This window comes from Paenibacillus sp. FSL R7-0297, assembly GCF_038009025.1.
Lineage (GTDB): Bacteria > Bacillota > Bacilli > Paenibacillales > Paenibacillaceae > Paenibacillus_AQ.
Genome location: NZ_JBBPAQ010000001.1, coordinates 5844929 through 5870180 on the forward strand (window position 1 = coordinate 5844929; position 25252 = coordinate 5870180).

The 25252-nt window shown below is 49.6% G+C and carries 20 protein-coding genes and 2 pseudogenes; 11 read left to right on the forward strand and 11 right to left on the reverse strand.

The genetic code is table 11. The features are described 5' to 3' along the window. A complete protein-coding gene (locus MKZ24_RS25625) occupies positions 1-765 on the forward strand; it encodes an AraC family transcriptional regulator (RefSeq protein ID WP_042235141.1) in 765 nt (254 codons plus the stop codon). Between the two features lie 26 nt (positions 766-791). Here the strand turns inward: MKZ24_RS25625 and MKZ24_RS25630 are convergent, their stop codons facing one another. Next, positions 792-2315 (reverse strand): carboxylesterase/lipase family protein, encoded by a 1524-nt coding sequence (locus tag MKZ24_RS25630; RefSeq protein ID WP_042235139.1) that lies wholly within the window; start codon positions 2313-2315, stop codon positions 792-794. A gap of 143 nt (positions 2316-2458) precedes the next feature. Beyond that, positions 2459-3913 carry a WG repeat-containing protein gene (locus MKZ24_RS25635; protein WP_340788101.1) on the reverse strand — a complete coding sequence of 485 codons (1455 nt, stop codon included), beginning with the start codon at positions 3911-3913 and terminating at the stop codon, positions 2459-2461. 220 nt (positions 3914-4133) lie between these two features. Here MKZ24_RS25635 and MKZ24_RS25640 point away from each other — a divergent pair, with 220 nt between their 5' ends. The 5 genes from MKZ24_RS25640 to MKZ24_RS25660 all read left to right on the forward strand — a co-directional run bounded on the left by MKZ24_RS25640 (position 4134) and on the right by MKZ24_RS25660 (position 8070). Beyond that, the gene (locus tag MKZ24_RS25640; RefSeq protein ID WP_042135880.1) at positions 4134-4700 is read left to right on the forward strand and encodes a helix-turn-helix domain-containing protein; all 567 of its coding nucleotides are present in this window, start codon (positions 4134-4136) and stop codon (positions 4698-4700) included. Between the two features lie 230 nt (positions 4701-4930). Then, a complete protein-coding gene (locus MKZ24_RS25645) occupies positions 4931-6142 on the forward strand; it encodes a CynX/NimT family MFS transporter (RefSeq protein WP_042235137.1) in 1212 nt (403 codons plus the stop codon). Positions 6143-6378: 236 nt separating this feature from the next. Beyond that, positions 6379-7005 (forward strand): matrixin family metalloprotease, encoded by a 627-nt coding sequence (locus MKZ24_RS25650; protein ID WP_042235135.1) that lies wholly within the window; start codon positions 6379-6381, stop codon positions 7003-7005. A 22-nt stretch (positions 7006-7027) separates the two neighbouring features. Next, the gene (locus MKZ24_RS25655; RefSeq protein WP_042235133.1) at positions 7028-7708 is read left to right on the forward strand and encodes a hypothetical protein; all 681 of its coding nucleotides are present in this window, start codon (positions 7028-7030) and stop codon (positions 7706-7708) included. Between the two features lie 11 nt (positions 7709-7719). After that, complete coding sequence (locus tag MKZ24_RS25660; RefSeq protein WP_340788112.1) at positions 7720-8070, forward strand: hypothetical protein; 351 nt, start codon at positions 7720-7722, stop codon at positions 8068-8070. Between the two features lie 101 nt (positions 8071-8171). On the opposite strand, the gene MKZ24_RS25665 is transcribed toward MKZ24_RS25660, so the two are convergent. The 3 genes from MKZ24_RS25665 to tnpA all read right to left on the reverse strand — a co-directional run bounded on the left by MKZ24_RS25665 (position 8172) and on the right by tnpA (position 10391). Next, entirely contained in the window at positions 8172-8660 is a 489-nt protein-coding gene (locus tag MKZ24_RS25665) for an LURP-one-related/scramblase family protein (protein WP_340788113.1), read from the reverse strand. Between the two features lie 249 nt (positions 8661-8909). Then, complete coding sequence (gene tnpB / locus MKZ24_RS25670; protein WP_340788116.1) at positions 8910-9983, reverse strand: IS200/IS605 family element RNA-guided endonuclease TnpB; 1074 nt, start codon at positions 9981-9983, stop codon at positions 8910-8912. Positions 9984-9992: 9 nt separating this feature from the next. Further along, a complete protein-coding gene (gene tnpA / locus MKZ24_RS25675; protein WP_156123092.1) occupies positions 9993-10391 on the reverse strand; it encodes an IS200/IS605 family transposase in 399 nt (132 codons plus the stop codon). A 273-nt stretch (positions 10392-10664) separates the two neighbouring features. Here tnpA and MKZ24_RS25680 point away from each other — a divergent pair. Further along, positions 10665-10766, forward strand: a pseudogene (locus MKZ24_RS25680) (hypothetical protein); the annotation flags it as partial. A gap of 91 nt (positions 10767-10857) precedes the next feature. On the opposite strand, the gene MKZ24_RS25685 reads toward MKZ24_RS25680, so the two are convergent. From MKZ24_RS25685 to MKZ24_RS25695, 3 genes and pseudogenes are all read right to left on the reverse strand, one after another. Further along, positions 10858-12822, reverse strand: a complete 1965-nt coding sequence (locus MKZ24_RS25685) for a carbohydrate-binding protein (RefSeq protein WP_063840070.1) — start codon at positions 12820-12822, stop codon at positions 10858-10860. A 334-nt stretch (positions 12823-13156) separates the two neighbouring features. After that, positions 13157-13758, reverse strand: a pseudogene (locus MKZ24_RS25690) (glycoside hydrolase family 130 protein); the annotation flags it as partial. A gap of 319 nt (positions 13759-14077) precedes the next feature. Next, positions 14078-16729, reverse strand: coding sequence for an adenosylcobalamin-dependent ribonucleoside-diphosphate reductase (locus MKZ24_RS25695; RefSeq protein ID WP_340788121.1), 2652 nt, complete (start codon positions 16727-16729; stop codon positions 14078-14080). A gap of 549 nt (positions 16730-17278) precedes the next feature. On the opposite strand from MKZ24_RS25695, the gene MKZ24_RS25700 reads away from it, so the two are divergent. The 3 genes from MKZ24_RS25700 (at position 17279) to MKZ24_RS25710 (ending at position 21352) form a co-directional block, all read left to right on the forward strand. Next, on the forward strand, positions 17279-19024 hold the full coding sequence (locus MKZ24_RS25700) for a DEAD/DEAH box helicase (RefSeq protein WP_042235128.1): 1746 nt from the start codon (positions 17279-17281) through the stop codon (positions 19022-19024). After that, positions 19024-20091, forward strand: a complete 1068-nt coding sequence (locus tag MKZ24_RS25705; protein WP_042235126.1) for a YqhG family protein — start codon at positions 19024-19026, stop codon at positions 20089-20091. The genes MKZ24_RS25700 and MKZ24_RS25705 overlap by 1 nt, the downstream gene beginning before the upstream one ends. A gap of 193 nt (positions 20092-20284) precedes the next feature. Beyond that, a complete protein-coding gene (locus MKZ24_RS25710) occupies positions 20285-21352 on the forward strand; it encodes a hypothetical protein (RefSeq protein ID WP_340788127.1) in 1068 nt (355 codons plus the stop codon). 118 nt (positions 21353-21470) lie between these two features. Here the strand turns inward: MKZ24_RS25710 and MKZ24_RS25715 are convergent, their stop codons facing one another. Continuing rightward, the gene (locus MKZ24_RS25715; RefSeq protein ID WP_039308983.1) at positions 21471-21659 is read right to left on the reverse strand and encodes a YqzE family protein; all 189 of its coding nucleotides are present in this window, start codon (positions 21657-21659) and stop codon (positions 21471-21473) included. 198 nt (positions 21660-21857) lie between these two features. Here MKZ24_RS25715 and MKZ24_RS25720 point away from each other — a divergent pair, with 198 nt between their 5' ends. Beyond that, positions 21858-22655 (forward strand): N-acetylmuramoyl-L-alanine amidase family protein, encoded by a 798-nt coding sequence (locus MKZ24_RS25720; protein ID WP_340788131.1) that lies wholly within the window; start codon positions 21858-21860, stop codon positions 22653-22655. Here MKZ24_RS25720 and MKZ24_RS25725 read toward each other — a convergent pair. Both MKZ24_RS25725 and MKZ24_RS25730 read right to left on the reverse strand, forming a co-directional pair. Continuing rightward, complete coding sequence (locus MKZ24_RS25725; RefSeq protein WP_231637834.1) at positions 22642-23589, reverse strand: divergent polysaccharide deacetylase family protein; 948 nt, start codon at positions 23587-23589, stop codon at positions 22642-22644. The two genes, MKZ24_RS25720 and MKZ24_RS25725, sit on opposite strands and share 14 nt — an antisense overlap. 121 nt (positions 23590-23710) lie before the next feature. Further along, positions 23711-24805 (reverse strand): glycerol dehydrogenase, encoded by a 1095-nt coding sequence (locus MKZ24_RS25730; RefSeq protein ID WP_340788135.1) that lies wholly within the window; start codon positions 24803-24805, stop codon positions 23711-23713. Positions 24806-25252 lie beyond the last annotated feature (447 nt).

A 25252-nucleotide genomic window follows, 5' to 3' on the forward strand; every position in this document is an offset into this window, starting at 1 on the left:
ATGGCTCTTATCCACTATGTTGAGTGCAATACTTCACACGCTGGTAATTTCGTTATTGATGTTCCCGTAGGTTCTCATTGGCTGCTTGTTATTACCAAGACTCCAGCAGAGTTCTGGGTACATGGCGGACTTAAGCTCTATCCCGCTCACAATGTAATCCTCTATCGTCCACAGCAAAAAGTCTATTACCGGGCCAGCGCCGGTCATTTCGTCAATGACTGGATCCGCTTCGAATCCAATGAACCCTATATTACGGAGTCTCCGCTTCCTTCGGGTGTGCCCTTTGCGTTAAATGACCCTGACTACTGCCAAAAGCTGCTTGAGCTGATGGTCAGCGAACACAATTTCGACCGGAATTGCAAAGAATCCTCCATCGATTATCTGCTCCGGACCTTGTTCAACAAACTGTGGGAATCCTATTTCCAGGATAATATTACACCTCAATACTACAAATTGCTGAAGCTGCGCACGGCTATTCAAGGCAACCCCGGAGACTACTGGACTGTTTCAAAAATGGCTGATTTTCTCTGCATTAGCCCAGGCTATCTCCAGAGCATTTACAAAAAAAGCTTCGGAATCTCCTGTATGGATGATGTCATCAGCAGCCGGATCCGCATGGCGAAGGAATACCTCATTTACAATGCCCAGAGCATTGCCGATGTGGCTTCACGGTGCGGATATCAGAATGTGGAACACTTCTGCCGGCAATTCAAGCAAATGACCGGGCTTACGCCGAGAAATTTCCAGAAGCAGGCCAAACGCTAGCATGGGAGACCTCCAATCAAACCGGTTTATTCGCAGTTCTTGAAATATTGCTGAACCAGGAAATCCATCATGGCCTCCGGTTGTTGTCTGGAAAACTCCGCCTTGTCTGCAAACAGCATCCCGTACGGCGCGTCCGGGGTATACGGTTCCCACCGGGGTAACTCCGCTCCTGTGGAGTCTGGGCCGTTCGGGTCTCCGGAACGGATGAAATGGGCCCAATAATTGCACATCTGCCGGGCCAAATCATAATGCTTGCCAACAAAAGGCCTCCAGCATTTGGCAAGCGTCTCGAAGAAGAACCAGAGATCCACAGAGTGGAAGGTGCCGGGATTATCCCAGCCCGGTATTTCAGCATCGAAATTATAATAGTAAAGCGGAGTTTCGCTGCCGGTGTCGGCATTGGCCCGCGCAGCAATGCGAATCGCATATTCTATTCCGCTAACCGAAGCTCTCTGTCTGGCTTCCTCTATTGGAACAGTCTGATCCCCGCAAAGCTCGAGAAATGTACCGGCATCCTCACCGAACATATCTGCGGCCAGCTTCTTGAGCTCGTCAAATGTTACGGCGCCAGGGGTGCTAAAGAACTCCGAGGAGGTATGGCCCAACATTACCGGCACCTTCAAGCGCTTGTTCTGAAGAAACAAATCGAACGGGTTGCCTGTTTGGAATCTCTGGTCTGCGACCGTGCCCCAGAATGCCCCGTACTCCACGGCCTTGTCCCGAAGATAGACCGCATCCAGTTGCCGGGCTTCTGCAAGCGAAGATACGCCCAGGTAATTGAAGAACCGGGTACCGTCATGCTCAGCCTCCTGCAGATCACTGCGGTGAGGAGGCAGCAGGGTTCCCGGATACAGCTTCGTGAAAATCCCGCTTTCAACAATCGCCCTCTGAAAAAGACCTTCGTTCTGGGGTGAAGTCAGCTGGCTCATGACACTCCCGCCGCCGGCAGACTGTCCGCCGATGGTGATATTGTCCGGATCGCCTCCGAATGCCGCAATATTGCGCTTCACCCAGCGGGTCGCTGCCTGTTGATCGAGGTTGCCAAAATTGGCTGGCGCCTCCGGCGCTTCCGCTGTTATTTCGGGATGGCAAAGAAATCCGAAAGCATTCAGACGGTAGTTGATTGTCACTACCACTATGCCTCTGCGTGCGATACGTTCGCCGTCAAATTCCATCTCAGCCGGATGGCCTACCTGCAGACCTCCGCCAAAATACCATACGAATACGGGAAGCTTCTCGCCCGGATGTTTAGCTGGAGTCCACACATTCAGGTACAGACAATCCTCGCTCATCGCAATGTCCGGTTCTACGGCCCATTCGCGGGTATAGATGTTATTATCATCCAGCTCTTGCCTTACCTGCATGGAGACCGGTGCGAACTGGTATGCATGCAGCACACCCTCCCAGTCTGCAGCCGGCTGTGGCGCCCGCCAGCGGTTGTCGCCTATAGGCGGAGCAGCGAAGGGTATCCCCTTGAAGCTTGTTATCCGGGGATCGGCTGCCGGCAGTCCCTGGACCGTCCCGTTTTCAACTTTTGCTATTCTAAGCATGTTCCCGACTCCTTTGTGAAGGTGAATGCGTTTTCAATAACTAACTTATACTACAAATTCTAATTTACCGCCCTATCGAAAACAATGATCTAAGCCAAATCATAATTGATGTATCCTAACATTCGAGTGGATCAGAGTTTATGCTATTTTGTACTCCAGACGATTCCCCCTGCTTTATTGATCAGATATGCGGATTGTTCATTGTTGATATCTTTGAACCCTTTGCCTGCTCCGGCTTTGAAATCCCGTACATATGAGAAAGAAGGCTTTACGATCACATCGCCCGCCACATTTTTGAAGCCGTACCCGCCGTCCTTATAAGAAATCATGCCATCGCCATACCCATTAATTTGATCGGCACCTGGAATGGCATTAATATTCCCATTAGCATCAACAAGCCGCTGTGTATAATCGTATTCTCCTCCGCTCAGCGTCAGCAAAATATAACCGTCATGGAACTGCCCTACAAACCCATTACCAGTACTGAACTCAGGCTTCAGAATCAACTTTCCTTTGGTATCGAGGAGACCGCTTTTGCCGTTCAATACCGCGGTAGCCACGCCTTCAGAAAAGGAGCTGGCGGATTCATATATCGGCTTGATTGCCCATTTCCCCTTGGTGTCGATAAAGCCCGTCCGGATGACGCTTTTACCGCCGATTGTTGTCCGTACCGTAACTAGAGCAAGGCCATTAGAGAAAGACTCACTTTTCTGCAACCCCGATACGCCTGGTATAACTATTGTTCCATTGTGGTCGATATAAAAGGTCTTGCCTCCGGCCACCTTCGCGAGCCCATCCGAGAAATCATACACACGGCTGTAAATGGCCGGAATGACGATCTTTCCTGCACGGTTCATAAAGCCCATTTTCACGGAAAAGCCGCCGCTTCCCGTCTTGACCATATCCTTAAACCAGGCCAACCCCTCATAGAACTGTCCCACTTGATAATGCGGCGTATCTAACGCCAGTTCTCCTGCCCGGTTCATGAAGCCAGCCGTATAGGCGGATGTCTTCACCGGAAGCAGTTCTTCATAACCAAAGTCATACACCGGAGTATTGGAAGTCCGTAGTTGCTCCTGCCCCTGATTATTAACAAATACCGTTTTGCCCTTATCAATGAAGTTGAACCAATACTGCTGCTCCAGCTGCTCCAGCTGCTCCTGGGCATCGCCTGACACGGGACGAAGCTGAATCAGATTTGTCCCGGGAACTGTAGAGTGTCCTTGACCGCCCATGGCTCCTGCCAGCGCCAGATCAATAAACCATGCACCGTTGTAGTTGCGGGGAATCTGCGCCATCAGCTGCGTTTTCGAACCGCCGTCATCATCGAGCAATGCTGTTTTGGTGCCCAGCCGGATTACGGCTCTGTGCCCTTCCGCATTCTTAAGCACAATTTCCTTATTGCTTACGGACACAAAGGTATAGCCAAACCGCTCCGCTATCGGGCGCATGGGCACCATAACCACTCCGTCAATCTCAATTGGCCCCTCCAGAAAAAATAAATGCTCGCCCTGGTCAAACACCTCCCAGCGGTCCGCATGGGCATATGCGCTGCCAAGCCCGAAGAATGCGGCCAGCGCGAACAAACCCGCTGCCAAAACTGCCGCCAGCCGGTGATTCTGAATAAACGAACGATGTGAGTATATAGAATAAATCCCCCTGTGAAATGCTCCGAATGGATGATACTGGAATCTATTCTTTTAGACGCGAGTGTTGTGGATTAGTTGCTGAGTTACAATAAATCCGGACTACCCGTATGGAAAAGAGTCAGAATAAACAATATACTAGCTATACAGTAATTGTTGAGGTGAATATCAAATGGATGAAATCGATGAATCAAAACAACTTGTGTTACAAATCGGCAGTGCCTTGAAAAGGTACAGAAAAGAAAAAAACATGAGTCTGGAGGATTTAGCGGAATCAACGGGCGTAAGCAAACTTACTCTGGGGAATATCGAACGCGGCGAGACCAATCCGACTTTGGCGATGATATGGAAAATTTCAAAAGGCATCTCTTTACCGCTGTTGGCCTTGTTCAAATCAGAGGACCCCGTTAGCTTGTACCGGGCAGGCGAAGGACTCCGGTTTTCGAATGACAATAAGAATTGGAGCATAGAGCCCGTCTTCAAAAATGCCAGCAATGATATTGAAATGTGCCGGGCTTATTTAAATCCTAATAGTTCTTACCATCCTGAAGGTCATCATGTAAATACAACTGAAATTGCAACAGTAATGACGGGTTCTATTGAAATTCAAGTCAATGGAGAGCGTTACACCTTGAATCAATATGATACAATCAGTTTTCGTGCAGATAGTCCTCACTCTTATACCAATAATACGAATAGCGAAACAGTACTCCATATAGCCTTGAAATACGGTTTCTAAAAATAAAGATAAATCTCCACTATAATATGCAACTCTGTATTCCATTTATATATGGGAACGCAGGGTTGTATTTTTGTTATTATCGAATGTAATAATTTTAAACATCAAGGAATTTAAATTCTTCAAAATCAGTAATTATAAAATACTTATTGTTAATTTTAATATATTATAATATACTTTTAATGTCCGCGCGGATAATATAATATATTTTTCTGGTAGGAGAATGAAGAATGCCGAATAAAAAAATTTCACCATCATCTATTGGGCTACTAATACTCGGCATTATCATTATTGCAGCTAATTTACGTGCTCCCTTAACCTCAGTCGGTCCTTTAGTAAGTCTTATCAGGGATGACGTTCATATTTCTAATACTTTAGCGGGCCTCTTAACAACGGTACCTCTGATTACCTTTGCTATATTATCGCCTCTAGTGCCAAAACTGGGACGGAAGTATGGAGTGGAACTTTTAATCTTGATTGCCCTGATCTTTTTGACTGTTGGTATTGGAGTACGTTCTTTATCTGGCGCTGTAAATCTGTATATTGGAACAGCAATTCTCGGATTCGCTATTGCCGTTTGTAATGTATTATTACCGAGTCTAATCAAACGTAATTTTCCTGACAAAATCGGTTCGATGACTGGTATTTTTGCAATTTCAATGAGTTTATCCGGAGCCGTCGCATCGGGAATCAGTGTACCGCTAGCCGCGAATGCTGGTTTGAAATGGCAGGGCTCCTTGGGAATATGGGGAATCCTAAGCTTTATATCAATTCTCTGCTGGTTACCTCAAATGAGAAACCATACAAAGCAAACAGCCCCGACGAGTCAACTGCATGCGGGCAATGATGTGAATGTTTGGCGTTCACCTCTTGCATGGCAAGTGACCCTGTTTATGGGTATGCAGTCCATGATTTTCTATGTACTGATCGCTTGGTTGCCTGAAATTCTACAACAGCAAGGCATTGACTTAAACCAATCAGGATGGTACCTCTCAATTATGCAATTGGCGCTGCTTCCATTTACCTTTATTGTCCCTGTTATTGCCGGGCGCATGTCAAACCAGCGCTCCCTGGTGGTCATCACAACCATTTTACTTTTGACAGGAACGCTCGGAATGCTTTATGGAAGCTCTAATATCATTTTGTTGTGGATCATAATACTCGGTATTGGTGGGGGCTTCGCCTTTAGCTTATCCATGATGTTTTTCGGGTTACGTACTCATAACGCGCAGCAGGCAGCAGAACTGTCAGGCATGGCGCAATCGGTCGGATACCTTCTTGCCGCAATCGGTCCTGCCCTTATCGGTTATCTGCATGATGCCACAAATAGCTGGAACCTGCCGCTCTACATTCTGCTTGGAGCTTCAGTCCTACTCTTCATAGTCGGTATAGGAGCAGCAAGTAACCGTTTTGTAGGCAGCAAGTCAAGTCAACGTGGCTAATGCCGGCCACAAGGCTTCACCTTTGTAGTAAAGGAGAACATGCTGATATTCTTGACCTAAATAGATAAATGATTCAAAACCAATAAACGGTATTAATAAGGGTTATATACCAAACAAATCCTTATTATGGTATATAATGAATAATATTGAGATTATATAGCGCTTTTGAAAGGAGGTTATTTCATATTCAGGTACTAACAATTTTCATAAAACCCTATGAGTATGGAGGTAAATGAATGATGAAAAAGAACGGTTTCAGAAAAATAGTATCCCTTGGAATTATTCTATGTTGTTTTTTTCTTGGGATCGGGTCAGCATATGCATATAATTTTGTACATGACGCAGGCTACAGGCCGCATCCTTCCAGCGGCGGAGCGATTGTCGTAAGACCATTCAATGGGTTTGATTCAAATAGTATTACCGCAATGCAAAATGGTGCATCGCAGTGGAATGCTGCAGGTGCAGGAACTCTAATAAGTATTGGTGCCACATCTACTAATACTGCATATCCCAATGATAACGATCTTAATCAAGTTACGCGCGGGGAACGGGGAACAAATGAGTACCTGCAACAGACACATTATACAACAAGTGGATGGGTATACGATGGACTTTGGCCTAGGAAAGCTTTATACGAAGCTGATATAGACGTAAACGTATCTCATCCCTGGTCTAATAATCCTGCAGGTCATCCGGATTTTTATGATGTTGGAAATAGTTTCACACATGAACTTGGTCATTTGCTTGGACTTGATCATTCAACCGTTGCTGGCGCCACTATGATATCCGGCTCTTCTAAAGGCACTATTTATAAACGTGATCTCGCCGACGATGATAAAAGTGCTATTGTGGATTTATATTAAAAACACATAAAGGAGGCCTATCATGAGGAAAATTTTCACTGTCGCAATTATTTCATTTATTTTAGGCATAGTAGTATTCAATATTATTCCAGAACACAAAACAGTTATCATTGCAGGTGATATCCCACTGTTAGATAAACGTGAGTTAATTAACAATTCATCCGTAATAGTCAAGGGAAAAGTCGAAAATATACTACCTAGTAAGTGGAGTAATCCAAACCAAGAAAAGGGAACAGAAATAAGAAATATTGTACAAACGGATATAGAAATCAGCATACAAGATGTTTATAAAAATATACCTTATAATAAAGAAAAAATTACCGTCCGAATAAACAGTGGTGAAATAGGGAATACGAAGGTTATTTCTGAGGGTTACCCAAGCTTCATCCCCGGTGAGGAGGTCGTTCTGTTTCTATCAGAAGATGATAGTGATTTGGCCAATTCAGGCGAAGACTATTATGTGTTAACAGGGATGCTACAAGGAAAATTCTCATTTGTTTCCGATGGTACCAAACAGGAAGAAATCCTAAAAAATATTAGCACTATTGATTTACCACTTGAAAAAACAACATTTAATCCTGCTACAATACAAGAAGAAATTGAAAATACCCTGGAAGACTTAAAAGCAAATCCAATACACGAGATGACAAAAGAAGAAATTCGCATCAATAATGAAAAAATATTTGGTGATTACTCTCAATAATAGACAAGTGGGTGGATAAAATTTTTAAAAAAACCTTCATCTTGATTGTATTCATCCTCGTCCTTCAAGGATGTTCACTTAAGGATAACACTACCGAATATCCCGTACTTCCCTACCCACCAGTTATTGTATGGAATAACAAAGCCTATGTAGTTACTGATGACACAATCGCAGCAGAGCGGATAGGCAAAGAAATCGGAACTGTAATAAGGTACATCGACCCGGACAAATCCTTGCCGGAGAAAGATGGAGATTCAACCATTGCCCCGAAGGGGAGTCCATTTTATGAAGTTGAGGGCCAGGACGAGGCTTCCGTTATCGCTGTCCTGTTTGAAGGAGAGTATAGAAAAGCTTTCAGATAACTGCACGCTAATAGGAATACCTATCCAAAAGGCTGCTGCTTTCAGTGATGAAAGAGCAGCTTTTTGGGTATCTGTAACATGGTTACCTTTTATAAAAACACCTACTGCTGGGAAGCCGCAGCATCGTCAGCCTTCACACAATCAATGGCAACCACAATCGCGATGATGATGGCCTCCATCTCCTCTTTGAATACTTGAACACTGTAGCTATCGCCCCAGGTGAACCACTTCTTGTTGACTTCACCTATGACGGCTCCGCGTTGGATAACCTGAAAATCCATGTCCCACCAATTCCCATGCACCTCAATGTCAGCCGAATCTATCGTATAGCGTGCTTTCAGGAAAGAAAACTCCTTCTTAATCGTGAGCACCTCCCGGCCGTCCACCTCCACAAAAAACTTCGGTAAAAAGCTGAATACCTTCTTGGTAATCCGTGCGACTTCCTCATCGGCTGTATTCATAATGGAGAATGTTTTAGGAATCCGCATAAAACTGCCCTCTACATAATAGACATCCTGCTCCTGCTGATTCTTCACCGTAAACTTCTCTCTTAGACTGAATACCTTCTGCTTAATAAAAAGCTCCGTCATCTCCGTCTCCCCCTTCGATATAGCCTATTCCCATAACTTTCTCCCTCCAGTATAATCCAAGTATATCAAAGATAGGATCTCTATACCTTCACCTGTAGAACAGAATGCTTTACTAGCACAGCCCAAATTACACTAATTTCCTATAGTGAACTACACACCACCTAAGAGGTGGGTGCTTCTTGGTCAATAGAGCTACTGCTCCAAGTTTACCCAAGCTTATAGGCTAGTTCCTAACCCGCTAAGGGCCATTTACATGGCTAGTTGTAGAAGATTCAGTGCCGCATTCCGGTCTCTGTCATGCTCCGTATGACAGGCAGGACAGGACCACTCCCGTACGGCCAGGTTCTTGACTTCTGCATTTTTGTAGCCACAGCAGGAACACAATTGACTGCTTGCAAAGTGTTTGGGGGCAATGATTAATTCTCTGCCGTACCATTTCGCTTTGTAGGTCAGCATGTCTCTGAACAGGCTCCAAGACACTTCGGATATGGCTTTGGCTAACTTATGATTCTGCATCATGTTCTTTACACGCAAGTCCTCCATCACGATCACTTGGTTTTCGTTTATCATTTGGGTGGACGTTTTGTGCAAAAAGTCTTTCCGTTGATTCGCTATTTTTTCATGCAGTCTGGCGACCTTCAGCCTTGCTTTATACCGGTTACGGCTCCCTTTCTTCTTTCGTGACAAGTCCTTTTGCAGCTTGGCTAATCGTTGTTCAGACTTCCGCAAGTACTTCGGATTCGGTATGATTTCGCCATGTGAAGGAATCGCAAAGTCTTTCAACCCCAGATCCACACCGATCTTCGTCTCGAGTGGGGGCAATGGGATGATATCCGTTTCCACCAATACGGAAGCGTAATATTTTCCCGTGGGTGTTTTGGAAATGGTGCATGATTGAATACGTCCCTCGAATGGACGGTGCAGCTTGATTTTGATTTTCGTTTTTAGTTTGGGAATTTTGATCCTTCCCTCTGTAATGGCAATGGTTCCCTTCTGGTTATTGGTTGTGAAGCTATGGCTATTCCTCTTCTTGCTCTTGAATTTTGGAAATCCCGCGTTCGGTTCACGGAAGAAATTCTGATAAGCCTTCTCTAAGTGAAGCTGGGCATTGGCTAAGGCTAGACTATCCACTTCTTTCAGCCAGGCAAAATCCTTTTTGTAGGGCGCAGGTGTCGTTTGGAGCATCGTTTCCGTTTGCTTGTAATGTTCAATCTTATCTGCAAGCATTCGATTGTAGATGAAGCGAACAGCGCCGAATACTTTAGTGAAGTACTGCTCTTGCTCAGAGGTGGGATGGATTCGATACTTATAAGCCTTTAACACCTGCCCACCTCATTTCTGACCTTGAGATTCGATGTACTTCCGGATGACTTCAATCGGCGCACCGCCAGTCGTCAGTAGACAATAACTTCTGGACCAGAAATATTCCTTCCACAGCTGTTGACGAATTACAGGAAATTCTTTCTTAATTAGACGGGAGGATGCACTCTTATAAGCGTTCAGAAATTTAGAAATATCGCTATTGGGGTGAGCTTTCATTAGAATGTGAACATGATCCTTGTCATGCTTCCATTCCTGCAGGGTGATATTGTAATTAGGCTGAATAGACTCAAATATCTCTTGTAACCGATTCGAAATGTCATCGTCTATTACTTTTCTGCGGTACTTCACGACTAGCACAAGATGATAATGAAGAGAGAATACTGAATGATTATTTGTGTCTAATTCCACGGATATCACAACCTATTTCATAATACTACTGAATAGTTTTATTGTAATATTTTAGGTTGTATTTGTCTATGAGAAAGACCGATTGAAATAACCTATACCGCAAGCGATGATTCTTACCCAGCCCATGTAACCGCCAAAAAAATCAGCAAAATCAGGAAATAATTTAAGAATTAATTAGTACTGCTTCACGCACTAATTTCCCGGATGAGAGAATTACCTCATTGGGAATTTTTAATATATCTCCAATTTAAAACATTTGGCAGAATCCGATGCCTGCTCGGATATGCACCAGTTATAGTAGTACCCGGATTCAACTGCGCGAACTTCGTTAATCGTGGCGGACGAATCCCAGCTCCAATTCATAGCTTTAAGAATGAATTGAAACCTCAAACAGCAAGTCCCTATTGTACTTCACTTAGAGACTTGCTGTTTTTTTGTATTATTTGGTCATTCGTAGAAAAAACTTTTATTTGAACTGGAACCAGGTTAAATTGGCAACTGTGGTGGAATCTGATTTAACAAAAGTAACATATACAGAATGAGTTCCTACAGCTGTCCCGGCATTAAGCGAGATATTCTTGAGGGACCATGTCTGCCATCCGCCTGTGGTTTCTGCCGTCCAATAACCCAGCATAGTGCCTGTAGGGCTGTCCAAGTGGAATTCTATCCTTCCGCCGGAATTAGCGGATGCAACCTTCAAATCAATACTTGTTTTAGCTGTACTGCCAAAGTCTACATTTTCAAATGCGATATAGTCGCCATTACTCCCTCCGCCAACATCCAGCCCGCCATCCGTGCTTTCCTCATAGGATATAACACCTGAACTAAGGTTATAACCTTCCGCTTCAAATTTCAATGTGTTGAATTTTGGAGCTGCAGCATAGCTGTTCGTATCTGTTATTTTCAAATCCGCCAAATTATTTACCGCAACTCCACCAACGCGAACATTGTTTAATGTAACTCCGGAGACAGTAGATGTGTCACTCCAACCCTTCATGATTGAAACTTCACCTAAAGCGCGTAAATTGATATTATTATAGACCACATTTTTTATCGGACCGGTTTTTGCAGAAAGATCAAACCATCTGGAGTGAACACCGGATCTTGGCCAGAAGCCTTCTACATCTATATTGTCAAATATGATGTTTTGTGCTGCTGGAGTCCCATAAAGATGACCTACCGCCAAAGCGCGCCAGCACCGGTATACATAAGAGTTCTTAACAACGATGCCATCCTGAAGCTGTTTTACTCCATCTCCGACCTTGAATGCTCCGCATCTGCTCCAAGCCAAAGCATCATCCACAACTACATTAGACTGGTTTTCAGGAGTTCCCGGCCAGTTAGCAGCGATATCCGTAGTGGCTACATCCCAGGTCTTAAATGAGTAGGTGTCATCCTCCGATACTGCTACAGTGTGCTTAATGAGTACATTCTGGCTCTCTTGAATATCTATAGCATCATTTTCATAATCAAGTTCATTGTTGTTGAAGTGCTTGGTATTCTGGAAGGTTACGTTATTAGATCTGGTAACGATTGTAGCCCAGCCGCCGCTATCTCTTATGGTTATGCCGTCAACCGTGAAGTTGCTGCACTGCAAGGGTACAAGAATATTGTTCAAATAATTGTTTGTATTTCTCATATAATGGCCATTGCCGTCAATAGTCCCTCTGCCGTATATCTTAATATTGTTTGCATTGGTTTCGGTATAAATAAACCATGTCCCATCCTTATTCAGAGAATTCTTATGGAAATGGGTAGTGTAATCGCTTGGATTTCCTGAACCCCTTATAACAGAACCACCCTCCAGATAAACCGAAACATTGCTTTTTAGAACAAGGTTTCCGCTCTTGTACACTCCGGCTGGAACGTATACGATACCGCCACCTGCTGCGTTAGCCGCATTGATGGCGTTCTGTATTGCAGTTGTAGCCAAAGTGGCACCGGTACTGTCGGCACCGTACCCGGTTTTAACATTGTATATACCTGTACCGGATGAAGCCGGAACATTAGTTTCAAGAGCATCTGCCGCAATGACCAGATCTTTCAGGTTATTGATTTTAACTATAAGATAGGTTGGTGATGAAATTGTAAATGTGAGTGTGTTTCCGCTCTTTGTTGCTGTGATTCCCAAAGCTTTGGGAGAAATATTATAGGTATTGATTGTCTCGCTTGCTGTTATTGTGATTGTAGTCGTACCTGAAAAAGAGAAATTACAATAATTATAGTTTACAAATACTTCCGAAGTGTCGGTTACCGGTATATTCGTAGAGTCTGCTGTTACCGTATATTGACTGGTCGTGGTATAGATCGACGGTAATGGATAGCTTACAATTGTACCCGCCGCGCTTGCTGTCAAAGGAAAGACTGGTAACAGGTTGGCCATACAAAAAATTAATAATGCACTTAATAATTTGAACCTTTTCAACATCATTAAACACCTCTTTCATATTTTTTAGCAAACACCAGGTCATCAGTGAATCATGATTTCACCAGTGATGCTCTATTACTTTTTTCATAAAATCGACCATATTCCTGTTCAGCTTCGGAAGTGGCAGAGTAATACTAACCTTTTCTGCATCAGCAAAGTTTCCTTTTTAAAATACGGCCCCGGTTTTGTTGCACCTTGTGCAGGATTTCTGCGTTGGTCGCTACTACTGAGCTTTATTGTTGCATTTTATGCACAATCAATCTCCGCGCAAGCCGCTCAATCATGGCACATGACCCCACTGTTACTCCGCATTTCCGCCCTCAGCCTGCTTCCAATCTTATCTATGCTCCGGCTCCAGACAGAGCCGGAGCAGATCGTCCACATGGGCCGTTGCCAGACATTCCACCGTATCCGCAGAGCCGTAATAGATCTTGACCTCGCCGTCATCCTCCAGAATCATCCCACCTGGGAAAATCACATGATTGCGGAAGCCCCCGCCAATCTCATAGTCTGTCTCCGGTGCCAGCAGCGGCTCCCCTGCTCATGCCGATCACCTTGCGGGGATCCTCCAGATCCAGCAGCATAATTCCGGCGGTATAGCGCTTCTTCCAGGTGTCCTCCCAACCCCACATCCACCGCATGGAAGGTGGTCAGCCAGCCCTTATCCGTCCGGACCGGAGGTGCGGACGGGCCAATCTTGTCATTGGCAAACGGCACCTGCTCGACGGCGAGCAGTAGGCTGGAGTTGCCCCAATGCTTCAGGTCCGGCGACTCGGAGATCCAGGCATCGAAGCGGTCCCGGCCGCCGCGGCTGTATACCGTGAAGGGACGCTCCAGCCGGACATACTTGCCGCCGATCAACTCGGGAAACAGTACCATATTGCGCAGGTCCGGTGTAGACAGGCTGAGCACCTCGAAGTGTTCCAGATCATCGGTAACCTCAGAGATGTTATTTGCATACGCTTCATCATTGGTAGTTCCCCCTTTATATCCCTTATGTATTCGCTTACAACCTGATTATAGACGGATTGGCACATCCGGATAAGGCGGGTAAGCCCACATTAAGGGCAGATTTCTGCGGCAGCTTTATACAGAGAAGGGAGGCCACCTCCGCCCTGCGGACATGCCTCCCCTGCGCATTCTTATTCTTTTCCAAGATAATGCAGTAATTATGAAATTCTTATCCAACGAATTATGGTACAATTCCATTTAATTATGGAATTTCACAGTCTTTCTTATCATCATGCCAATAATCTACTCAACCGCACCGGCTATACCCGCAATTCCCGCAAGTCTTACATCCCTCAATATTAATCAGCGATGCGCTTCCGCAGGAAGGGCAGAGATCCCGCGAAGCCGTAGCATGGCTATGTGCTCCATGACCGCCATGTCCATCATCAGTAGCCGTAGCCGGAACACTTGATTTCAGCTCGGCGTTCAGCGCTTCGTTGAAATCAAGCTCCAGTGTAGCTGCGATTGGAGCGGGCACATGATCGTCATGGGCGTTGTTCAGCACATGGGTTTCCAATGCCTTGGCTACGGCGTCAGCAATGGACTCGACGCGGTTCGCACCGAAGCCGATGGCGCCGGAGCCGCCGATGCCTTTGAGATGCTTGATCAGCAGCTCGACCTTCTCACCGTGATCACCGTAACGCAAGAACAGCGAGCAGACACGGCCTAGTGCTTCCGCCATGGCGAACACGTCGGAGCCGGCTTTGCCGACGTTCAGGAAGATTTCGGCCGGCGTGCGGTCGAGATCATTGATGGTGATATACGCCATACCGAATGGCGTGTTGATCTTATAGGTAGCGCCGCGCAGAACCTGCGGACGTTTCTTGTATTGTTTGTCCACTACATCAGCGGCAGGCTGCGGTGCAGGAGCTGATGCTACTGTGACTGGAGCCGGAGTAGCTTCAGCTGCCGCTGGCTCAGCTTCAGCAGTCTCAACTGCCGCTGGAGCGTCTTTCTTTTCTTCCTTCTTCGTCGTTTCCAGCACCTGTACGTCACGGCTGCCGTCGCGGTAGATCGTTACGCCTTTGCAGCCCAGGTCGAAGGCCATTTCGTACAGCTCGGCGGTTTCTTCCACGGTGAAGTCGGACGGGCAGTTCGCCGTCTTGGAGATCGAGCTATCCACCCAGCGCTGAATTGCAGCCTGTGCACGGATATGATCCTTAGCGGACAGATCCATCGAAGTGACAAAGTATTCAGGCAGCTCTTCACCCGGATGGGCTTCCAGCCATTCCTGAGCAATCGGCACGAACTGCTCGTCATAGCCCAGACGGCTCTGGCGGTAATATTTGAATGCGAAATAAGGCTCGATACCTGTCGAAGTGCCGACCATGGTTCCAGTACTACCTGTAGGTGCCTGGGTAATCACTGTAACGTTGCGCATGCCGTGCTTACGGATGGATTCGCCGACTTCCGGATAGACCTCGGTGATATTACGCATGAAGCCGCTCTGCAGATATTTATCGGTGTCAAAAGCCTGGAAAGATCCCTTCTCGCCAGCGATCTCAGCAGAGGCCAGATAAGCTTCGCGGGCCATGAAGCCGTAGAGCTTGTCCAGGAACTCCAGGGATTCCGGGCTGCCGTAACGGATATTCAGCTTGATCATCAGCTCAGCCAATCCCATTGTGCCGAGTCCTACGCGGCGTTCGAGCTTCTGGTTGGCTTCATTTTCCGGGAAATGATACGGTGTCTTATCGATGACATTATCCAGGAAACGCACGGAATAGCGGGTCGTTGTCGCCAGATCTGCCCAGTCCACGTCGTGATTCTCCGCATCGTAGAACTTGGAGAGGTTGACGGCCGACAAATTGCACACGCCCCAGCCCGGCAGACCCTGCTCACCGCATGGATTAGTGCAGATGATCGGGTTGAAATACCAGCTGTTGGACATCTGGTTGTAATATTCCATAAACACTACGCCCGGCTCAGCCGACTTCCAGGCCGATTCGATAATCGTATGCCACACATCGCGCGCTCTTACGGTACGGTAAGGAATAACGCGGCGGCCGTCTGCTTTCCATTTATCTAGATCGCCGTCCCAGATTGTATCGTAATCCGGATCGGTGGTATCCGGGAAGACCAGCTCCCAGTCCAAATCTTCCTTGACGGCTTTCATGAAGGCATTGCTTACGCATACCGACAGGTTGGCATTCGTTACCTGACCCATCGTCTGCTTCACGGTAATAAAGTCCACCACATCCGGATGCCAGTCATTGATCATCAGCATCAACGCGCCACGGCGGCTTCCGCCTTGCTCAATCAGTCCGGTCGTATAGCTGAAGAGGCCGCCCCAGGACACTGAGCCGCTGGATGATCCGTTCACGCCTCTGACAATGGCGCGGCGCGGACGCAACGAAGACAGGTTAATTCCTACGCCACCGCCGCGGGCCATGATCTCGGTCATTTCGGAGAGCGTCTGCATGATTCCGCCGCGGCTGTCTTTGGGCGAAGGAACGACATAACAGTTGAACAGCGTAAGCTCCTCGCTTGCCCCTGCACCAGCAGCAATCCGTCCGCCGGGTACCAGCTTCCAGTCATCAAGGATAGAACGGAACTTGCCTGTCCACTCTTCCTGAAGCTCGGGAGTCTGCTCTACGGAAGCCATCGCTGCCGCAAGACGGTCCCACATTTCCTCCGGGGTCTTCTCAATATTCAGTGTCAGCTTCTCCACATCCGATTGCACGAGCTCACCGCTGCGGGTCTTCACCGTAACAATCCGGCCTGTGCGCTCAACAATCTCGCCAACCTCCTTGGTTGGAAATTTCGGATCATCCTTCGTCAGGACGAGCACTACATCGCCTACCTTGGCATTGTTGCTGTCCGCGTCCTTCCAGGCATAACGGTCCAAAAATATTTTCTCACTCAGCCCCTCAAGACGCTGCTTGCGTTCCACTGTACTCAATAGAAAAACCTCCCGGATGATTGATAGGTAATACTTCCGTTCCTTGGTGTGGGCTTAGATTTTTTGTAACCCACAACAAGAACTTCCGGCGGCAGGTATCCGCAGCCTGCATGTACAGCGGAAGTTCCTCTTGTCAATAACAAATAACCGCAAAAAACCGCGATTAATCAAATTTTCAAGCTTTTGTAACAATATATTGTATACATCAGCTTTTCAACTATACCACATATTGTATCAGAGTTCTTTTTCCAAAAAAGCGGCACATGGCGGGAATTTCGGAAAAACGGTAAAAGATAGTGGATTTTCTCCCTCTTTCTCGCTTTTTTACAGGTTCCAAATTGATAAGCTTCCGGGGCCGGAAGACAGATTCCGTCACGGATATCCAGGCTCCGCAGAGCTGACCGCACCACCAGCAGCAGTACCATCGCAAGGCCCAAAGCGGATACTTAACGGCAGCAGCCGGAGGATAGCAGGTTATGAAATCTCTCTTTTACGCGCATACTACTGCTACGCATTTCGATATGAAACCGCGCCGGAGGAGGCTGCAACATGACGCAATTATTCCGCAATTCCTTGCCGCAAGGGGGCAGTACGCCTGCCCCGCTGCTGCCTGTTCCTCTGTCCTTTGAGCGTAACTGGCTGCAGGACCTGGAGTCTAAGCTCGACAAAGGCGGACCTTGGGGAGACTGGAGATTATCCCGGCTGGCCGTACAAGGTGAACAATCGGGACTAATCACGAGCTTCGATGAGCTCCAGTGTCTGAAGCATCTGTCCGGGTTGTCCCCGCTTCCCCACCAGCTGGATACCGCCCATAAGGTGCTGTTTGAAATGTCAGGCCGGGCCATTCTGGCAGACGAAGTGGGGCTAGGCAAGACGATAGAAGCGGGACTGATCCTCAAGGAATATCTGGTGCGCGGGCTCGTAAGTAAAGTTCTGATCCTTGTCCCTGCGTCTCTTGTCCTGCAGTGGGTGCGCGAGCTGAACAGCAAATTCGGTATTTCAGCCGTGGCACAGAAGAAAGCCTACTCCTGGGGCAATGACATTGTTGTCGCCTCCATGGATACGGCCAAGCGTGATCCGCACAAGGAGATGCTGCTGAGCCAGGAATTCGACATGCTGATTATCGACGAGGCCCATAAGTTGAAGAATAAGAAATCAACGAACTATCTGTTCGTGCAACAGCTGCGCAAGAAGTACTGCCTGCTGCTCACCGCCACTCCCGTGCAGAATGACCTCGGCGAGCTGTTCAATCTGATCACATTACTGAAGCCGGGACAGCTCGGGAACCAGGGGGATTTTGCCACCAATTTCGTAGTCGATAAACGCCAGCCCAAGAACGAAGTCCAGCTGAGGGGCGAGCTCTCCAAGGTGATGATCCGCAACCGCCGCGGCGAAGGTCCGGTGAACTTCACGAAGCGCAAAGTGCGCAACATCCCGCTCACCCTTTCTTCAGAGGAGAAAGAATTATATGACGGCGTCACCGCCTTTGTCAAAGACCAATATCAGGAAGCGGGCGGCAATCTCAGCAGTATGCTCTCTTTGGTTACGCTCCAGCGCGAGGTATGCAGCAGCCGGGATGCCGTGTTCGTCACGCTTGTGAATCTGATCAAGAAGCTTCCGGCGGATTCACCGAAACGTGAGCGCATGATGAGTCTGCTCCAGACCATCCGTACCGTTAAGACGAATACCAAAGCGGAGAAGACGATGGAGCTGATCCGCCAAATGAACGAGAAGGTCATCGTCTTCACCGAATACCGGGCGACCCAGGAATATCTGCTGCAATATTTCCGTGAGCATGGACTGCAGTGTGTCACTTACTCCGGCGGGATGAACCGTGGCAAAAAGGACTGGATGATGGACCTCTTCCGCGGGCGCGCCCAGGTAATGATTGCTACGGAAGCAGGCGGCGAAGGGATCAATCTGCAGTTCTGCCACCATATGATCAACTTCGACCTCCCCTGGAACCCGATGCGGGTAGAGCAGCGGATCGGCCGGGTACACCGGCTTGGCCAGGAGAACGATGTAGTCATCTACAATCTTTCTACCGAAGGTACGATCGAGGAGCATATTCTTCACCTGCTGCATGAAAAAATCAATATGTTCGAAATGGTTATCGGCGGGCTGGATGTCATCCTGGAACGTTTCGAGAAGAAGGAATCGCTTGAGAAAAGCTTATATAAAATCGTTCTCGAAGCCCGCAGCGACGAGGAGCTGCGCAGCGAGCTGGATCAGATCGGCGATACGATCAGCGAGCTGACCCATGCCAATCTGGACGAAAGCGAGGTGGCTCCTTAATGCTCACCCCTGTGGAAGTACGCAAACAGGTCATGGATTATCTGGAAGCAACAGAGTGCACGATTCTAGAATCCTCTCCGCTGCATGTGACGGTGAAGCTCTCGCCGCGCGCGGACCGGATGCTGACGGATCGCCCTTATTACTGGGGATTCGTGGAGCGCACCGGCGTAGATCCCGAGACCCTGTCCTTCAGCTTCGTCTTCGATCCGCAGAAGTACGATGAACTGGCCGCGCAGGCCGCTGCGCCAGCGGCACGGCTGCGCGGCGGGGCGGTCCGCCCGGCGCCAGGACCTCTGCCGGGCGGCAACGGTGCGGCGGATGCAGAGGCAGGCGCGGAGCCTGGCGCTGCAATGACTGCTGCACCCGGAGGTGTGGTGCCGCCCGGGGTCTCCGCTGATCCGGAGGACAGCATCCTAGCCAGGTACTTCGGCATCGTCCCGCAGCTGCCGCGCATCGGGCCGGGCATGATCCGCCGCGAGGATGTGACCTACGGCAGCAAACGCCTGCGGCAGATCTGGTCAGCGGCACGGGATGAGGGCAAATGTCTGCAGCTGTTCGAGGATCCGGGACTCCGGCAGCGGACCACGCTGTTCTCAGCCGCCTACGAGCCTTGGCTTGCCGTCTGCTACAAGGTGGAGATGACCTGTGATCTTAAGCGTGAAGAGATGCATTTCATCGCGGTGTCACTGACCTCCGGGCTGATTGTTCCGGACTTCGAGGCCCGGCTGGCTTCGCGGGAGCTTACGCCAAGGCTGCCGGAGAATATCCACATCCAGCCTTCCGAGCTGTCCGTGAGCGCCGGAGCCGACAGGCTGGAGGGATATCTGACCTCGAAGCTGGCTCTGCTTGATTATACCTGGGCCGAGGAAGCCCGCGAACGCCTGCGGCTGGAGCTGAGCATCGTGGACATCTATTACGAGGAGCTGCTGAAGGAGCAGGATGAGGAGAAACGCCTTGGTATAGAGGAGCAATACAACCGCCGCCGCAAAGAGACCACCTGGCAGTATGAGCCGCAGATTGCAGTTTCTGCCGTAACGTACGGGCTGTTTCACCTGCGCAGCACATAGAATGCGACCCGGCTCGCTAAAAGCAAACAAAAAAACAGCGGAATTCCCGCAGGCTGCCGCGACAGTAAGCAACAGCCTTTTCAGGGCATGTCCCCTACAATTAAAAGTATGGAGCAGAACCTGCCGGGCTCCGGCTTGCCGGACCCGGTAATTCTTGCGATTAACCTTTGGAACAGGAAAGGTGAACGATAACATGAAAATCAAAGCGAAGCAGAAGGGGCCGCTCGGGCGGCGTACCCGCCTGCTCCTCTGTCTGACTCTCGGGCTGACACTGTTCGCTGCCAGCGCCTCCCCGCCTCCGGCGCTCGCGTCAATAGGCAGCCGGGCCACTGTCACACAAGCCGTCCTTCAGGAGATGCTGCCCGGACTTGTTATGACACAATCGCCCGCATCTGAAACCTTGCAGGATTTCACCCGTCTCACAATTAGCCAATTGTCGGCGGATGCTCCGTTTACGGAATGGAAGAATGCCGGAACTGAGGTTTACCCTCTGGGCCCGGGGACACGCAGCTGGCTGGTCAATGTGATGAACGGGGAGCAGCGGATCGGATACCTCATTATTTCTGCTGCGGATGGGGGCAAATATCTGCTAAGTGAATACGGGGCCGGAACCTATGGCCTCCCTTATAGTATGAGTGATCTGCGCCAGTATCTGGTGCAGGAAGGACTGATTACCTCCTCTTATTCCGGTAAAATAGAACTATCGGCGCTGTACGCTCCGCTGCTGCCGGTCTGGAAGCTCACGCTTGCGGACAAGACGCTGTATCTCAATGCCTCAGTACTGCAGGTACTGCCTTGGAGCCTTAGCCAGGCAAACCGTATTCTGGACAGTCAGCTTGATGCCAAAGCCCTGGTGGTCTACACCGGGTCTGGACAACAAGTCCGCACTCCTCTGCCCGCTCTGCTCAGCGGCGGGCAGGATGACCCATATGCAGACTTACAGTGGCTTACTGCTCCTGAGCTGAAGAGCATCAGCGAAGTCAGCTTAAAGACTCTGCTGACAAGCCGCGGCAGCCTTGCCTTCCAGTCGACAGGACGCAACGATGCCTTGGGTGCTCCGTTCATGATTACAGGCTGCCAGAGCTGGCTTCCGGCCTCTGCGGGAAGTAATGCGGGTGCTGAACCGGCAGTTATATACGCCGCTGCCGGTCCAGGGGCGAAGCGGTACCTTCCGCTCACAGCCCTCCAGAAGTACGGAACCTTCCACAAGCCTCCGCTGCCGCTGTCAGGGGGAACGACGCTCGGCGCGGCGCCGCATTAATCAGCGATGATCCTATGTACAGCTGTACATGCCAAACAGCCTTCCATTCAGCCGTGTCAAGCGGCTTTAAGGGAAGGCTGTTTCGGAATTCGGGTGAGCTGCGATGCTGCTTGGCTGGCTACTCCGGATCCTTGCGGCTCCATTTGCTTCGCCAGACGGACCAGGCGAGCGGCAGCGTGCCGAACCATTTCTCGGCCCAGGGCTGCTTCTCTGCCTTCCGCCTTGCATGTACGGCGCGCGGGTCCTCCATATATATGACTACTTTCTCCGTAATGTATTTCACCAGATCATCTCCGCTGGTTGCCATTACTATCCCTCCCATGCAGGCAGCTGGCGGGTCGCCGCCTGCTGCCCTGCCCTTTTCTCCATGGCTATAGTGTGCTCCAAATCCCTGCTCTCTAAACCGGACTGCTGAGCTTCGTATAGGTTTGGCTGTTAAGGCACAATCTAACAGAGATTCCACACCTAAGATACCAATGATGATTCCGGCAGGGAGGTTATTCACTTGAGAATTTCGGAACTTTCACAAGAACATACTGCAGGACAGGCAAGCCAATCAAGGAGTCATTTCCGCCCCGGGCCAAGACTGCGGAGGATACTGGCATCAGTTGGAGTGCTGCTTCTGCTTACAGCGGGAAATGCAGGGACTCTCCAGGCCGCCACACCGGGGGTAGACCACTTAACCGACAACACGTCAGACCGCCAGCATATGCTCGGTCATGACCAGCGGATCATTCTGATTGATGCCGGACACGGAGGGATTGACGGCGGAACCTCACACGGCACCATCCTGGAGAAGGATATTACCCTGGCGATCTCACGCCGGCTGTTTCTCCTGCTGCGCAGTGACGGCTTCGATGCCATACTGAACCGGACCGGCGATTATGCGCCGAGCGATGAGAATCTCTGGCTGCGCAGCAAATCCCGGCACCTGCGTGATCTGGCCCAGCGCAAGGAACTGGCCGAAACGCTGCCTGCGAATGTCGTGGTCAGCATTCATATCAATTGGGCAAAGTCACCCTCCAAGCATGGTCCGCTTGTGTTGTGCCGCCAGGAAGGACGCAGCTTCCTGCTGGCCAGAATGATTCAGGATCAGCTGAACGGGCTGTATGGAATGAAGAATGATCCCAGACAAGGCAAACCCTTCTACCTGCTCAACAAAATAACCGCCACAACGGTTATCGTCGAGGCGGGATTTGTAAGCAGTCCGGCGGACCGCGAGAAGCTGTGCAGCCCGAAAGGGCAGGAAGAGATTGCCGAGGCGGTTGCCAACGGAATTGCGGCGTACCTTATGGAAGTGTGACCTGCGAATTCCATTTCCATTCTTCCCGGACAAGCTCGGAGATTCCTATAAACTCAACACTGTCCTTCATTCCGGCAATGCCGCTGCGGATGCCCGCTGCGGTTTCTTTGCCTTGAATGCCGACATGGCCAATAGTCACGCAGTATCTCTGGCTCATGGCCCGCTCCTGGACCAGCTTCATCTGCTTAACCACATGGCCGGCAGAATGCACGTCGTCCAGGAAAATGTGGTTCTCCACTGGCGGGAGTCCCAGCTCCCGGGCCATTTTACCGGCAACTGAGCGATAATTGGTATGGCTATCTACGAAGAAAAGGCCGCGCTCCTTGCAGACCGCGAGCACAATCCCCATCACCCGCTCGTCACCGGTCACCTTGGAGCCCATATGGTTGTTAATGCCAATTGCATAAGGAACATTATCAAGCGCTGCCTCCACCCGCTGGCGGACTTCTGCATCACTCATCCGGGTGAGCACCGCACCCGGTCCAAGCCATTCCGGCTTGCCCTGACGCGGCTCCATCGGCAGGTGAACCAATACATCGAAGCCAAGCTCATGCGCACGGCGTGCATCCTGCTCGCTGGAGGGCAGGAATGGCATCACTGCAACGGTAATCTTGACCGGCAGCTTGAACATCTCCTCCGTGCCCCGCATGTTGTTGCCGAAATCATCGACAATGATGGCCACACGGTTAGGCAACTTCTTATTCTCCACTTGCTGGTTAACTGAACCGCTGTTTCCGCTGCTGCCTGCATTCGCACCGGTTACCGGACGGAGCGCGGAAACTGCAGCTTCAATGTTACGGGCAGAGTGCCCAACAGCCAGCTGTGCGGCAGATACCGGCTGAGGCGCTGAAGAAATCAGCGTGGTTATCAGAACAACTACGGCGGCCAAAGGATAGAGAATGATGTGCTTTACTCTATGATTGCTTTTCTCCAAACTGAAACACCTCCTTCGTGATTCAACCATTGTTCTCATTGTTTGGCTCACGGAGGATAAATATGTACGCTGAACTTACGCAATAATTAACAAGACCTAAAATAACCCCACTAAACATCCTTTAAGAAACCTGTGCTCCGCGGCGGTTGGCTTCAAGAATCGCAGCCAGCACCTGCTGCGGTGTCACCGCAAAAGGCATATTGGCCATTGGACTGCCCTCACTGCAGCTGGCCTCGGCGGCATAGAGCAGCCGGTCCTGTGCAACATCCGCTAACCCCAGCTGAGCCAGCGTTATAGGCAGACCTGCCCCCCGGCAGAAATCCACCGCCCCGCTGATCTCGGCTTCCGCTGCTCCTTCAAGGATCAGCTGTACCAGTGTGGTGAACGCCACTTTCTCCCCGTGAAGCACGGTCCGGCATTCCTTAAGCAGCGTCAGGCCGTTATGAATGGCATGGGCCGCTGCCAGTCCGCCGCTCTCAAAGCCGATGCCGCTGAGATATATATTGGCTTCGACAATATGTTCAACTGCGGCAGTGACGCGTCCGTCAGCGGCATCCTGCAGCGCCTGCGCACCGTCGGCGAGCAGCGTATCCAGACATGTACGGGCCAAAGCCAGGGCCGCCAGAGTGCTTGTACCTCCGGTGCTGGTAACTGCTCCGGATCTGCTGCAGGCTCTTGCTTCGTAATACGTCGACAAGGCATCCCCCATGCCCGCTGCAAGCAATCTTACAGGGGCTTTGGCGATAATCGCCACATCTGCGACCACGATATCCGGATTGCGGCGCAGCGGCAGATACCGGTCGAATTCGCCCGATTCGCTGTAGAGGACCGACAGGGCGCTGCAAGGCGCGTCTGTTGACGCTACGGTCGGCACAAGCATCACCGGGAGCCCGGCGAAATGACTGACGGCTTTTGCCGTATCCAGTGTCTTGCCCCCGCCAATGCCCACAATGACATCCGCACCGCCGCTACCCAGCTCTGCCACAATCTCGTCCACCTGTGTAAGACTGCACTCTCCCTTGAATTCACACAGCAGCAGCGGAATCTGCTCTGACGCGAAGCCCTTGCTGATCTCTTGCCCGTACAAGGAGAGAATATAGGGATCTACAATGGCATAGGCTCCTCTCGCCCCCATCTGCAGGCAATACACCCCCAGCCTCGTAATCTCCCCGCTGCCCTGAATATATTTTGACGGTGAATAGATGATCTGTGACATGATGAATACCTCCTGTTCTAATTCTTTTCATTCTAAGGAAGAATCTGGGATCCGGCAATGACCAAACTTCGCTAATCCTGATGTTAATAGTAGTTAGCATAAATAGTAGTTACATAAAATGCGGTCACAGGGGCCGCATCCCCTCTACGCTGAACGATTTGCCGCATATTAAGTGCCGGTTATCCAACTGTTGTCTGGGAAGGGCTCTTCCGGTCATGAGCAAGTGTAGAAAATCCAACTGCTATGAACGAATTTGTCAATCCCCCTGTTTCTTCCCTTTTTAACAAAGGTTTTTTCAATCCCTTGGGCATGGAGACAACATGCGAGTCGTCGGCTGGCACACTGCTATCCGTGGGTTGGTTCCACATGTTAGGCCTACGTCGAAGGAGCTTCCCTAAACTATTGTCGCACGTCAAACCCATCCGGGTTTTGTGCAGTTGGATTTCG